The sequence below is a fragment of the Kitasatospora sp. NPDC003701 genome (assembly GCF_053587085.1).
Map to the genome: position 1 here is coordinate 233,101 of NZ_JBSFNM010000002.1, position 13,059 is coordinate 246,159.

The following is a 13,059-nucleotide window of genomic DNA, read 5'->3' on the forward strand; positions in this document are numbered from 1 at the left end:
TCGCCTCACGCCGCCTCCTCATCCGCTACTCTCGACCCATGAACACGCCGCACACCTGCTCCTGGTGGTGGGCCGACCCCTCGGGTGGCCCACAGAACGCGCGTTCCTGAAACGAACACGACGGCCGCCCCTCGGGGCGGCCGTCGGCGTTTGCGCGGACGGCCCTCCCGGGAGCGGAACCCCGAAACACCCCGCCCTCCCCGGAAGGAAGCCGCCACCGTGACCACCGCTGCCGACCTGCTCGCCCGCCTCACCGGCCCCGACGCCCCGGCCTTCGCCCTGCTGCACCGCCGCGCCCCCCGGCTCGCCCCGGACACCGTCGAGGTGCTGCTGGGCGACGTCGACACCTACGAGCGGCTGGCCGACCTGCCGGTCCGCACGGGCGTCCCGGCCGACGGCCCGGTGCACGACCTGCTCGCGCTCGTCCCGTACCGGCAGATCCGTGAGCGCGGTTTCGAGGCGGTGGACGACGCCACCCCGCTGCAGGCGCTCTCGGTGACCGAGCAGTACGCCCTCCCGCTGGCCGAGCTGACCCGGGCGCTCCCGCAGGAGCCGGTCACGCTGACCGGCGGCGCGTTCGACATCGACGACCAGGAGTACGCCGGCATCGTCCGCCGGGTGATCGCGGACGAGATCGGGCGCGGCGAGGGCGCCAACTTCGTGATCCGGCGCGACTTCACCGCCACCCTGGAGGGCTACTCCCCCGCGCTCGCCCTCACGCTCTTCCGCCGGCTGCTCGAACAGGAGCGCGGCGCCTACTGGACCTTCGTGGTGTACACCGGCGAGCGCGTCCTGGTCGGCGCCTCCCCGGAGGTGCACGTCCGGCAGAGCGGCGGCACCGTCGTGATGAACCCGATCTCCGGCACCTACCGCTATCCGGCCGGCGGCTCCGACATCGACTCGCTGCTCGCCTTCCTGCGCGACCCCAAGGAGCTGGAGGAGCTCACCATGGTGGTCGACGAGGAGCTCAAGATGATGTGCACCGTCGGCGACCTCGGCGGCCAGGTGCTGGGCCCCCGGCTCAAGGAGATGTCCCACCTCGCGCACACCGAGTACGAGCTGCGCGGCCGCACCTCGCTGGACGTCCGCGAGGTGCTGAAGGAGACCATGTTCGCCGCCACCGTCACCGGCAGCCCGGTCCAGAACGCCACCCGGGTGATCAGCCGGTACGAGCGCGGCGGGCGCGGCTACTACGCCGGCGCCCTCGCCCTGATCGGCCGCTCGGCCAGCGGCGGCCAGCAGCTGGACTCCCCGATCTGCATCCGCGCCGCCGACATCGACCCGGCCACCGGCCGCCTGGTCGTCCGGGTCGGCGCGACCCTCGTCCGCCACTCCGACCCGGACTCCGAGGTCGCCGAGACCCATGCCAAGGCCGCCGGGGTGCTCACCGCGATCGGCGCCCGCCCGGCCCCCGCCCGGGTGCCGAACCCGTCCGGACCGCGACTCGCCGACGACCACCGGGTCCAGGCCGCGCTGGACGCCCGGCGCGCCGACCTCGCCCCGTTCTGGCTGCGGATGCAGGAGCCGGCCCCGGTCACCGAGGCCGCGCCGACCCTGGTGGTGGACGGCGAGGACACCTTCACCTCGATGCTCGCCCACCTGCTGACCTCGCTCGGCCACCGGGTCACCGTGGCCCGCTTCGACGAGCCCGGCCTGCGCGAGCGGGTCGCCGCCCACCCCGGCCCGCTGGTCCTCGGCCCCGGCCCGGGGGACCCGGCCGCCGCCGACGACCCCAAGATGGCCGTGCTGCGCCCGATCGTCGCCGACGCGCTGGCCGCCGTCCGCTCCGGCGCCCGCACCGCGCCGCTGCTCGCCGTCTGCCTGAGCCACCAGCTGCTCGCGGACGTCCTCGGCCTGCCGCTGGCCCGCAAGTCCGTGCCGTACCAGGGCGCGCAGGAGACGGTCGACCTCTTCGGCACCCGGCACACGGTGGGCTTCTACAACACCTTCACCGCGCGCTGCTCGGACGAGGACGCGGCCCGGCTGGCCGCCGAGGGCGTCGAGGTCTCCCGGGACGCCCTGACCGGCGACGTCCACGCGCTGCGCGGCCCCGGCTTCGCCGGCCTCCAGTTCCACCCGGAGTCGGTGCTCACCCGGGACGGGGTCGGCATCGTCGCCGGGCTGCTGCGGGCGGCCGCCGCCGTCCGCGGCTGACGCCCGGGGCGGGGCGTGCCGGACGGCGCGCCCCGCCCGAACGGCGCCGGACCGCGTCAGATCTCGTCGTCCAGGCCCTGCTCGATCGCGTACCGGACCAGCTCGACCCGGTTGTGCAGCTGGAGCTTGCCGAGGGTGTTCTGGACGTGGTTCTGCACCGTGCGGTGGGAGAGCACCAGCCGGTCGGCGATCTGCCGGTACGACAGGCCCTTGGCGACCAGCCGCAGCACCTCGGTCTCCCGCGCGGTCAGCTGCGGGGCGGCGGGGGCCGTCGGGGCGGTGGGCTCGGCGGCGAGCCGGCGGAACTCACCGAGCACCAGCCCGGCCAGGCCCGGGGTGAAGACCGCGTCGCCGACGGCGGTGCGGCGCACCGCGTCCAGCAGTTCCTCGCGGCCGGCCGACTTCACCAGGTAGCCGGTCGCGCCGGACTTCACCGCCTCCAGCACGTCCGCGTGCTCACCGCTCGCGGAGAGCACCAGGACGCGCACCGAAGGATCCTGGGCGACCACCTGGCGGCAGGCCTCGGCACCGGACAGGCCGGGCAGGTTGAGGTCGAGCACCACCACCTGCGGGGCGCAGGCACGGGCCCGGCGGACGGCCTCCTCGCCGTCCCCGGCGGTGGCCACCACGTCCAGCCCGGCCTCGGCGAGGTCGCGCGAGACGGCGTCGCGCCACATCGGGTGGTCGTCCACGACCATCACCCGCACCGGCGGCCGGTCGGTCCTCGGCTGATCAGTCATCAGAACCCTTCCTCGGGACGCGCAGTTCGACCTCGACGCCCTCCCCGGGCACCGAGTACAGCTCGGCCGTACCACCGAGGTCCAGCAGCCGGCCGCGGATCGACTGGGAGACCCCGAGCCGGCCGGCCTGCTCCGCCTCGCCGAGCCGGCCGGGCGCGAAGCCCGGACCGTCGTCGCGGATGCTGACCGTGACGGCCTGCGGCTCGTCCTCCAGCAGGATCCAGGCGCGCGCGCCCGGTCCGGCGTGCCGGCGGACGTTGTCCACCGCGGCACCGACGGCCGCGGCCAGCTCGCCGGCCGCGGGGCCGGGCAGCAGCACCGGGGTGCCGGGGGCGGAGAGGGTGATCCGCTCGTCCGTGTGGGGGCCGAGCAGGGTGCGCAGGTCCTGCGGCTCCAGCGGTGCGCGCTGGGCGGGCAGCGGGCCGCCGCTCATCAGGGCCCGCAGCGCGCGCTCCTGCTCGCCGGCCAGCCGGCCGAGCTCGGCGAAGTCCGCCCCACGGCCGGCGCCCTGCTCGCCGCCGCGGCGCTGGACGAGGGCGAGCACCTGGAGCACCCCGTCGTGGATGTCCCGGGAGAGCCGCTCGCGCTCCCGGTTCGCCGCCTCGACCTGGAGCGCCCTGGTCAGCGTCGCCTCGCTGGCGCGGGCGAGTTCGATGACGTAGCCGATCGCGCAGCCGGCCACCATCAGCAGCACGATGTTGTGGATGTTGTCGCCGGTCGGACCGCCGTGGCCGAGGATGTTGGCCACCCCGATCACCGACCCGGCCGCCGCCGCCCAGCGCCAGCCGCCCCGGCCCGCGAAGCCCAGCACGGTGCCGGCCGCCCAGATGGTGGGCAGGGTGGGCGCGCCGTGGCCGATCCGGGCCGGGTCGTCGGTCATCCCGCTCATCACGATGCCGGTGACGGCGAGGGTGAGGTCGGTGCCGAGCACGTACCAGGTGCAGCGCTGCGGTCCGGCGAAGGCGCGGGTGCTGGCCAGCGTCCAGAGCGTCAGGGCGCCGAGGTAGATCCAGCCGGCGACGGGGTGCAGGAACTCCAGGTACGAATTGAAGTAGCGCAGCACCGCGTAGCAGAGCGCCAGCACCCGGAAGAACGAGATGGCCCGCCAGAGCGGCAGTTCGACGGACATGCCGCCGGCCGCGACCGCGGCGCCGACCGCCCCCGTTCTGCTGCCGTCCGTCATGTGCGCGCCCCTCCCCCGGCGGGCGGGCCTACGCCGACCCGCTCTCCTTCTGCTCCTGCTCGGCGGCCTTCTGGGCCTTCTCCGCCTCGGCCTTCTCGGCCTTGGCGGCGGCCTGCTCGGCCTTCTGGACGGCCTTGCGCTCGGCGTCGGCACGCTTCTTGTCGTCGGCGATCTGCCGCTTGGCGGCGGTCGCGTAGATGTCCACGTACTCCTGGCCGGAGAGCCGCATGATCTCGTACATCACCTCGTCCGTCACCGAACGGAGGATGAAGCGGTCGTTCTCCATGCCGTGGTAGCGGGAGAAGTCCAGCGGCCGGCCGATCCGGATGCCCGGACGGATGCCGAAGTTGGGGACGACCTGGCCGGGCGGCTGCACCTTCTCGGTGTCGATCATCGCGACCGGGATCACCGGCGCACCGGTGGCCAGCGCGACGCGGGCCAGGCCGCCGACCTTGCCGCGGTACAGCTTGCCGTCGGGCGAGCGGGTGCCCTCCGGGTAGACGCCGAACAGCTCACCGCGCTCCAGCACGGCGATCGCGCTGCGGATCGCCGCCTCGCCGGCGCCGCGCACGCCCGAACGGTCCACCGGCAGCTGGCCGACGCCCTTGAAGAAGGCGGCCGTCAGCTTGCCCTTCAGACCCGGCGTGTTGAAGTACTCCGCCTTCGCGATGAAGGTCACCCGGCGCTTGATCAGCGCGGGGAAGAAGAAGGAGTCCGAGAACGAGAGGTGGTTGCTCGCGATGATCGCGGCGCCCTCGGTGGGGATGTTCTCCTCACCCTCGATCCACGGCCGGAAGAAGATCCGAAGCAGTGGCGCGACGATCATCTTCATCAGTCGGTAGAACAACCCGGGCCTCCTGTTATGCGGACCGGTCGATCCTAATGCCCCGCGGCCACCGCCCGCGCCCCGCCCCGCCCCGGCGGGGTGTCCGGCAGGGGTGTACGACGTGTGCGGGCGCGTGGGACGATGCGCTTTCCGCAGCCTCCTGTTCAGCAGTCCCCGTTGTCCCAACGCGTCGCCGCCCGCGAAGGAGCCCGCCATGCCGCTGCTGCCCGGTGCCGAACCGTACCGCCACCGGGGCGGGCCGGTGGGCGTCCTGCTCTGCCACGGGTTCACCGGCTCACCGCAGTCGCTGCGCCCGTGGGCCGAGGAGCTGGCGGCGGCCGGGTTCACCGTCTCGCTGCCGCTGCTGCCCGGCCACGGCACCCGCTGGCAGGACATGCAGGTGACCCGCTGGGAGGACTGGTACGCGGAGGTCGAGCGGGAGTTGCTGGCGCTGGCCGCCGAGTGCGAGCAGGTCTTCGTCCTCGCCCTGTCGATGGGCGGCGCGCTGGCGCTGCGGCTGGCCGCGCTGCACGGCCCGGTGGTCTCCGGACTGGTGCTGGTCAACCCGTCGGTGCGTTCCGACAACCCCGCGAGTGTGCTGCTTCCGGTGCTGCGTCACCTGGTGCCCAGCCTGCCCGGGATCGCGAACGACATCGCCCGGCCGGGCGCGGTCGAGCTCGGCTACGACCGGACGCCGCTGCACGCCGCCTGGTCACTGGCCCGGCTCTGGAAGGACGTCCAGCAGCGGCTGCCGCAGGTGACCCAGCCGGTGCTGCTGTTCCACAGCCCGCAGGACCACGTGGTCTCCTCGGCCAACTCGGAACTGGTGCTGGCCCGGATATCCTCGACCGATGTGACGGAGCGGTTGTGCCAGCGCAGCTACCACGTCGCGACGCTGGACCACGACGCGGCGGAAATATTCGCGGCCGGCCAGGACTTCATCCGACGGCTGGCTCCCGCGCACGCGGCGGGCGTCACCCGGATCGAATCCGACGATCACCAAGGCTGAAGGGCCGGAAGTGCACGAGAGCAGCACGGCGGGCGGCGAGGACGAGGCGCCCCGCGAGGACGCGGAGAACACGAAGGCGGACGCCGCGAAGGCCGAGGCCGCCAAGGCCGACGGGGTGAAGGCCGAGGGTGCGAAGGGCGGGGCCGCCGCGGGAGAGGGCGCGGAGGCCGCTCCGGCTCCCGAACCGCCCCGGGTGCGGCGCGCACCCGAGCGCAGCCAGGCCGAGCAGGACGAGATCTTCGCCGCGCTGGTCGCCCAGTTCGACGATCCCGTCGACCTCAACAACCCGAACTGGCCGGAGGTCGAGGACCTCCGGGCGCGCGGCGAGTTCAAGGGCGGCTTCAAGGAGGACCCGGACCACCGCACCGGCCCGGACGACCTCGCCGACCTGGCGCCGCAGCCCCGGCCCCGCTCCGGCCGGCCGGTGATGCCGGCGGCCGGGTCGGGCCCGCGCGACTTCGAGCTGACCGAGGAGACGGACGAGGGCCACTTCGTCCCGCCGGAGCCGCCGCCGCTGCCCGCCGCCGACGTCACCGCCAAGTTCGCCTGGCTCGCCGTGCTCGGCGGGCCGGCCCTGCTGCTGTTCGACGCGGTGGTCTGGCGCGAGGTGTCCGGCTGGCCGGCCTGGGTCGGCGTGACCGCCTTCCTCGGCGGCTTCGTCACCCTGGTGGTCCGGATGAAGGAGCGCGACGAGGACGAGCCGGAGGACCCGCACGGCGGCGCCGTCGTCTAGGCCCGGCCGGGCCCGGCCGGCCCCGGTCCGGCCGGCGTCCCGGCCCGGCCGGCCCCGGTCCCGGTCCGGCCGGTCCCGGTCCGGCCGGTCCCGGTCCGGCCGGTTCGGCGGCCCCGGTGTTCAGCCGGCCGGAAGCTCCAGGACGGCGAGCACCGGCAGGTGGTCGGTGGCGGCCCGCAGATCGGCGTCGGTGACACCGGGCAGGCCGTGCGGCACTCCGCAGGCGAGGACCCGGATGCCGGGGGTGGCGAAGACGGCGTCGATCCGCTGGTAGGGGTTCTCCGGGACGGACGTGAAGGTGCCGCCCCAGGGCGCCACCAGGTGGCCGTCCTGCAGCCGGCCGGCCAGCAACCGCCAGCCGGCGCCGTCCGGGTGCTCGTTGAAGTCCCCCGCCACGACGCCCAGTTCGGCGATCTTCAGCTGGTCGAGCAGCAGCTCGAACTGGCCGTACCGCTCCTCGGCGTCCAGGCTCAGGTGGCAGCTGGTGACGGTGAACGGCGCCGAGCCGGCCACCCGGACCAGCGCGCCGGCGAAGCCGCGCGCGTGCAGCCCGCGGGTCTTGGGCAGCAACCGGTCGTGGACGGCGAGCACGTCCACGCCGAGCCGGCCGAGCAGCAGCGGGCCCGCGGCGGTCCGGCCGCCGCCGGCCAGCACCACGGTGCCGGTCTGCTGCGCGAGCCAGGCGGCCCGGCCCTCCGGGCGCCAGTAGCGCGGCGACTCCTGAACGCAGACCACGTCCGGTTCGCAGGCTCGAATCACCCGAACGAGGGCAGCCCGGTCGTCGCGCAGCGAGCGGATGTTGTAGCTGAGCAGCCGCAGCCGCCGCGGCCCGGGCGGCGGCAGCTCGGTCGGTCCGGTGGTCATGGCGGTCCTCCCCTTTCGTCCGGTGACGACCGTACGACAGGCGGCGCCGGGCCGGGGCGGAACACGACGACGGCGGCGGCGCGGCCGGGCTCGGGGCTCCGGTCGCGCCGCCGCCGTCGGCGGGTGCGGGCGCGGTCAGACGGTACGGGCGAGGTCCGCCGCGCCGGCGATCCCGGCGGCGGAGCCCATCGAGGCGAGCACCACCTCGGCGCGTGGGCGGTGCACCCCGCCGGTCAGGTAGTGCTCGAAGGCCTTGGCGACCGGGTCGAGCAGCAGCCGGCCGGAGTCGGAGACCCCGCCGCCCAACACGAAGACCGCCGGGTCGAAGAGCGCGGCGAGGTCGGCCATGCCCCGGCCCAGCCAGTCGGCCAGCTCCGCGTAGCACTCCAGGGCGAGCGGGTCGCCCTCCTCGGCCGCCTCGGTGATGTGGATGCCGCGGATGGTCTCGGCGACGCCGTCGTTGAGCTCCAGCATCCGCCGGCCGCGCACCGGGTCGGCGGCGGCCAGCTCACGGCCGTAGCGGCGCAGCGCCCGGCCCGAGCCGTACTGCTCCCAGCAGCCCTTGCCGCCGCAGCCGCAGGCCAGGCCGTCGGGGACCATGTTGAGGTGGCCGATCTCGCCGGCCACGCCGAACCGGCCGCGGTGCAGCCGGCCGTCCAGCACGATCCCGCCGCCGATGCCGGTGCCGACGGTGATCAGCACCATGTCCGAGTACTCGGCGGCGGCGCCGAAGCGGAACTCGGCCCAGGCGGCGCAGTTGGCGTCGTTCTCGACCACGGTGTCCAGGCCGGCGAGCTCCTCGATCCGGCCGCGCAGCGGCTCGTCCTCCCAGTCGATGTTGGGGGCGAAGATCACCGTGGAGCGGTCGCGGTCGACGAAGCCGGGGGCGCCGACACCGGCCGCCACCACGTCGGGGTACTGCTCCTTGAGCTCGCGCACGGCCTGCGCGATGGCGTCGACCGCCCACTGCGGGTCGGCCGGGGTGGGCACCCTGGTCCGGGCCAGGATCTCGCCCGCCTCGTTGACCACGCCTGCCGCGATCTTGGTCCCGCCGACGTCGACGCCGATGGTCAGAGCCATGTGTCCCTCAGCTATTCACTCGTTCCCGCTGGACGGAACGGTACCGCCCAACCCTGCCCCCGTACACACCGTCGCCTACATTAACCGAAGACAATTCGCGTCCAAGCTCGCCGATCAGCTTCAAAAGTCGTACATTCCGCCCCGCTCCGTCACAGCGAGGGTCCGCACGGTCACTACCCGGGGGTCAGGGCTTCACTGCTTGTCGGACGGTCCGTCAGGCGTGTCGAGGTCGATCCGCTCGCTGCGGGCACCGTCGCCGGCGGTCCAGCGGTACTCGTGGCCGGCCACGGCGGCCCGGTAGGCGGCCACCAGCTCACTGCCGGCGGCGGCCAGGCCGGTGGTCGCGGCCGACAGGTGCTCGTACACCTCGGGCTGCTTCTCGCGCAGCCGGTCGGCGAGGCCGGCCAGCGAGATCAGGGTCTCGGCGCTCGCCTCCTGGGCCTTCTGGCCGACGACGACGGCGAACCGGCGCACCTCGTCCACCAGCGGGCCCAGCTCGGGGCCGAACGGGTGCTCGGCGGCCTGCTCGGTGCGGTCGTCGGCAGTGGTCATCGCGGGCGTCTCCTCAGCTCCGGCCGCGCCTGCGGCCCCTGGCCACGACGCTACCGGACGGGCCCCGCCGCCCCGACGGGCTCGGTCCCGGGCCCGGGGCGGCACCGCCGGCGGTGCCGCAGGAGGATCAGCCGCGCGGCCAGAGCGCCGGATCGGGCGCGAAGCGGACGGCGAGCGCCCCGTCGTGCAGGCCCGCTCCCGCGACCGTGCAGCGGCGCAGCGCCGACGGCAGCGCGAGCACCCGCCGGTGGGCGCCGAGGCCGACCACGAGCTCGTCGCCGCGCCGCACCAGGTCCAGGTCGGCCCGCTCGGCGCCGGGCAGCGGGAGGTGCCAGACCAGCAGCCCGTCCCCGGCCAGCCGGTCCTCGACGGTCCACGGCTCGGGGTCGAGCGGGGCCGGACCGGGGCCGGCGCCGTAGAGCCGGTCGGCGACGGCCTCCAGGGTGACCTCGGCGAGCCCGGTGACCAGCACCGGGACGTCGCTCGCGGCGGTCAGCGCGGCCAGCTCCTCCTGCCGGCGGCGGGCCAGCCCGGCCAGCCAGGGGTCCGCGGAGCCGGCGGCGGCCTCCGGCAGCGCGCCGTGCACCACCACGGCGTCCGGCCGGTGGCCGTGCAGGGCCAGCCCGGCCCGGATCCGGCGCAGTTCCTCGTACGGGTGGGCGTCGGCGGCGGTGACCAGGCGGACGCTGGTGCCGGGGGCGGCGATCGCCGCGCGGGCCTCGGCGAGGGCGGCGGCCGCCTTGCTCCGGCCCTCGTAGAGCCAGTCGGCGGGCATCGGCACCCCGGCCAGGCCGGCCAGCAGCGGGCGCAGCGCCCGGGCGGCCTGGCGCTGCTCGGGCACGAGCCGAGCCAGGTAGCGCTCCAGCTGTTCGGGCAGGGCGAGTGCGGCGATCAGCTCGGCGGGCGGCGGGGCGAGCACCACCAGGACGTCGGCCTCGGCGGCGGGCAGGGCGCGGAGCAGGGCGAGCCGGGCGGTGCCGGGCAGGGCGGTGAGCTCCTCGGGGTCGAGCGGGTCCGCGCCGAGCAGGTCGAGGGCGGGCTTGATCCGGCCGCCGATCTCGCCGAGGGCGTGCCGGAACGCGGCCTGCTCGTCGATCCGGGCCACGGTCAGGCCGGGCGCGTACCCGGCCGGTTCGGGCTCCAGCCGCGCACCGAGGACGGTGTCCAGGGTGCGGTGCGGGTCGTCGGCGGCCAGCAGCAGGGTGCGCCGGCCCTGCCGGGCGGCGTGCAGGGCGGTCGCGGCGGCCACCGTGGGCGCCGCCGCGTCGCCGCTGACCAGGATGGTGCGTGTCGCCGTCATGCCGTCCAGCCCCGTTTTCTCGGCGTCAGCCTTCGACGCGCTTCTTCAGCCCGGCCAGGGCCCGGTCGATGATGACCTTCTCGGCCTTGCGCTTGATCATCCCGAGCATCGGGATCTTGACGTCGACGGCCAGCTGGTAGGTGACCTCGGTCCGGCCGCCGTCCAGCGGGGCGAGCGAGTAGGAGCCGTCCAGCGAGCGGAGCATCTGGCTGCGCACCAGCGTCCAGCCGACCTCGCGGTCGTCGTCCCAGGTGTAGGCGAGGACGTGCTCGTCACGGATGGCGCCGGCGTCGAGCAGCAGGCGCACCTGGGCGGCGCGGCCGTTCTCGGCGGTCTCCAGGACCTCGATCTCCTTCACCTCGCCGGTCCAGGCCGGGTAGGCGGCGAAGTCGGCGATCACGTCCATGACCTTCGCCGGGGTCGCGTCGATGGTGATGCTCGACCTGGTGTGCTCCGCCATGGAATGGCCCTCCGCGTCGTCCCTTGCTGCCGGCCCGGCCGAGCCTGCTCGGTCGGGTGCGCCCGGAGCAGGCTATCGCGACCGGCGATCCCTCAGGTCCAGGGCTCGGGCGCGAAGTCCCGGGCCCGGGGGCACCCGCAGGCTACCCGCCGGTCACCACCGGGCTGTCGTAGGGTGCCATTCGAACGACCCGGTCACGGCCTGGTCGGACCGGGTAAAGGTGTGACACTTCGAACACCGGAGCCGACCCCCCTGGTCGAAGCTGCCTACCGGGCAGTAACGTCCTGCCGTCCCGCAGCGTCGCGAACGAGGAGCAGTCTTGCTCGACTTCAGCCTTCCGGCCCTCTACCAGGTACCGAGCGGCGGTAACCTCTCCGACCTCGTGCACCAGAACGCCGAGCGACACCCGGACGTCGTGGTGCTCAGCCGCAAGGTGGACGGCCGATGGCAGGAGTTGACCGCCGCCCAGTTCCTGGTCGAGGTGCACGCCGCAGCCAAGGGGCTGATCGCCGCGGGCATCGAGCCCGGCGACCGGGTGGGCATCATGTCCCGCACCCGCTACGAGTGGACGCTGCTGGACTTCGCGATCTGGACGGCCGGCGCGATCACCGTGCCGGTGTACGAGACCTCCTCCGCCGAGCAGGTGGAGTGGATCCTCGGTGACTCCGGGGCGGTGGCCGTGCTCACCGAGACCGCCCAGCACGCCAAGGTGGTCGAGGAGGTCCGCCCGCGCCTGCCGCTGCTGCGCAAGACCTGGCAGATCGAGGGCGGCGCGCTGGCGGCGCTGGCCGAGGCGGGGCAGCACGTCCCCGACACCGCCGTCACCGAGCGCCGCTCGATCGCGACGGCCGACTCGATCGCCACCATCGTCTACACCTCGGGCACCACCGGCCGCCCCAAGGGCTGTCAGCTGACCCACGCCAACTTCATGGCCGAGTGCGGCAACATCGTGGAGCGGCTGGCCCCGCTGTTCCGCACCGGCGAGAGCTCGGTCCTGCTCTTCCTGCCGCTGGCCCACGTGCTCGGCCGGATCGCGGAGATCGCCCCCGCGATGGCCCCGATCAAGCTCGGCCACGTGTCGGACATCAAGGACGTCACCGCCGAGCTGGCGTCGTTCCGGCCCACCCTGATCCTGGGTGTGCCGAGAGTGTTCGAGAAGGTCTACAACACCGCCCGCGCGAAGGCCCAGGCCGACGGCAAGGGCAAGATCTTCGACAAGGCCTCCGACACCGCGATCGCGTACAGCCGGGCGCTGGACGCCGGCGGCGCGGGTCTGGGCCTGCGGATCAAGCACAAGATCTTCGACAAGCTGGTCTACAGCAAGCTGCGCGCCGCGCTCGGCGGCCGGGCCACCCACGCGATCTCCGGCGGCGCCCCGCTCGGCGAGCGGCTCGGCCACTTCTACCGGGGCATCGGCTTCACCGTGCTGGAGGGCTACGGCCTGACCGAGACCTGCGCGGCCACCGCCTTCAACCCGTGGGACAAGCCGAAGATCGGCACGGTCGGCCAGCCGCTGCCCGGCGCCGCCGTGCGGATCGCCGAGGACGGCGAGGTGCTGTTCAAGGGCCCGCAGGTGTTCACCGGCTACTGGAACAACCCGCAGGCCACCGCCGACGCGCTGAAGGACGGCTGGATCTCCACCGGCGACATCGGCTCGCTGGACTCCGAGGGCTACCTCACCATCACCGGCCGCAAGAAGGAGATCATCGTCACCGCGGGCGGCAAGAACGTCGCCCCGGCCGTGATCGAGGACCGGATCCGCGCGCACGCGCTGATCGGCGAGGTGATGGTGGTCGGCGACCGCAAGCCGTTCATCGGCTGCCTGGTCACCGTGGACGAGGACTTCTTCCCCAAGTGGAAGGAGCTGAACGGCAAGCCGGCCACCGCCACCGTCGCCGAGCTGAGCGGGGACCCGGACCTGCTCGCCGCCGTCCAGGCCGCCGTGGACGACGGCAACGCCGCCGTCTCGCACGCCGAGGCGGTCAAGAAGTTCCGGCTGCTGGACACCGTCCTCTCCGAGGAGAGCGGTCACCTCACGCCGTCGCTCAAGCTCAAGCGCAACCTGGTGCTGAAGGACTTCGCGGCCGACGTCGAGGCGATCTACCAGCGCTGAGACCGGCCGGTGGGGGGCCCGGCCGCGGCCGGGCCCCTCACCGCG

The 13,059-nt window shown here is 74.3% G+C and carries 12 protein-coding genes; 4 read left to right on the top strand and 8 right to left on the bottom strand.

What is annotated here, in order from left to right:
* The first annotated feature begins 219 nt into the window (after positions 1–219).
* Positions 220–2,154: an anthranilate synthase family protein gene (locus ACWDRR_RS03180; RefSeq protein ID WP_449770438.1), complete on the top strand. Its 1,935-nt coding sequence runs from the start codon at positions 220–222 to the stop codon at positions 2,152–2,154.
* Positions 2,155–2,210: 56 nt separating this feature from the next.
* Here ACWDRR_RS03180 and ACWDRR_RS03185 read toward each other — a convergent pair whose 3' ends face one another.
* Genes ACWDRR_RS03185 through ACWDRR_RS03195 form a run of 3 tightly spaced genes read right to left on the bottom strand, consistent with a single transcriptional unit; the run spans position 2,211 to position 4,924 of the window.
* Positions 2,211–2,894 carry a response regulator gene (locus tag ACWDRR_RS03185; protein ID WP_449770439.1) on the bottom strand — a complete coding sequence of 228 codons (684 nt, stop codon included), beginning with the start codon at positions 2,892–2,894 and terminating at the stop codon, positions 2,211–2,213.
* Positions 2,887–4,077, bottom strand: a complete 1,191-nt coding sequence (macS, locus tag ACWDRR_RS03190) for a MacS family sensor histidine kinase (RefSeq protein ID WP_449770440.1) — start codon at positions 4,075–4,077, stop codon at positions 2,887–2,889. The genes ACWDRR_RS03185 and macS overlap by 8 nt, the downstream gene beginning before the upstream one ends.
* A 28-nt stretch (positions 4,078–4,105) precedes the next feature.
* The gene (locus ACWDRR_RS03195) at positions 4,106–4,924 is read right to left on the bottom strand and encodes a lysophospholipid acyltransferase family protein (protein ID WP_360628108.1); all 819 of its coding nucleotides are present in this window, start codon (positions 4,922–4,924) and stop codon (positions 4,106–4,108) included.
* A 193-nt stretch (positions 4,925–5,117) separates the two neighbouring features.
* On the opposite strand from ACWDRR_RS03195, the gene ACWDRR_RS03200 reads away from it, so the two are divergent.
* Both ACWDRR_RS03200 and ACWDRR_RS03205 read left to right on the top strand, forming a co-directional pair.
* Entirely contained in the window at positions 5,118–5,912 is a 795-nt protein-coding gene (locus ACWDRR_RS03200; protein WP_449770441.1) for an alpha/beta hydrolase, read from the top strand.
* A gap of 10 nt (positions 5,913–5,922) precedes the next feature.
* Complete coding sequence (locus ACWDRR_RS03205) at positions 5,923–6,645, top strand: hypothetical protein (protein WP_449770442.1); 723 nt, start codon at positions 5,923–5,925, stop codon at positions 6,643–6,645.
* 120 nt (positions 6,646–6,765) lie between these two features.
* Here the strand turns inward: ACWDRR_RS03205 and ACWDRR_RS03210 are convergent, their stop codons facing one another.
* The 5 genes from ACWDRR_RS03210 to ACWDRR_RS03230 form a co-directional block, all read right to left on the bottom strand.
* Positions 6,766–7,509 carry an endonuclease/exonuclease/phosphatase family protein gene (locus ACWDRR_RS03210; RefSeq protein WP_449770443.1) on the bottom strand — a complete coding sequence of 248 codons (744 nt, stop codon included), beginning with the start codon at positions 7,507–7,509 and terminating at the stop codon, positions 6,766–6,768.
* A 135-nt stretch (positions 7,510–7,644) separates the two neighbouring features.
* Positions 7,645–8,589, bottom strand: coding sequence for an ROK family glucokinase (locus ACWDRR_RS03215; RefSeq protein WP_449770444.1), 945 nt, complete (start codon positions 8,587–8,589; stop codon positions 7,645–7,647).
* A gap of 192 nt (positions 8,590–8,781) precedes the next feature.
* Positions 8,782–9,141, bottom strand: a complete 360-nt coding sequence (locus ACWDRR_RS03220) for a DUF5304 family protein (RefSeq protein WP_449770445.1) — start codon at positions 9,139–9,141, stop codon at positions 8,782–8,784.
* A 127-nt stretch (positions 9,142–9,268) separates the two neighbouring features.
* Positions 9,269–10,441 (bottom strand): ArsA family ATPase, encoded by a 1,173-nt coding sequence (locus ACWDRR_RS03225; RefSeq protein WP_449770446.1) that lies wholly within the window; start codon positions 10,439–10,441, stop codon positions 9,269–9,271.
* A gap of 25 nt (positions 10,442–10,466) precedes the next feature.
* Positions 10,467–10,901: an SRPBCC family protein gene (locus ACWDRR_RS03230; RefSeq protein WP_449770447.1), complete on the bottom strand. Its 435-nt coding sequence runs from the start codon at positions 10,899–10,901 to the stop codon at positions 10,467–10,469.
* Positions 10,902–11,220: 319 nt separating this feature from the next.
* Between ACWDRR_RS03230 and ACWDRR_RS03235 the strand changes: the two genes are divergently transcribed.
* Positions 11,221–13,014, top strand: coding sequence for an AMP-dependent synthetase/ligase (locus ACWDRR_RS03235; protein ID WP_449770448.1), 1,794 nt, complete (start codon positions 11,221–11,223; stop codon positions 13,012–13,014).
* Positions 13,015–13,059 lie beyond the last annotated feature (45 nt).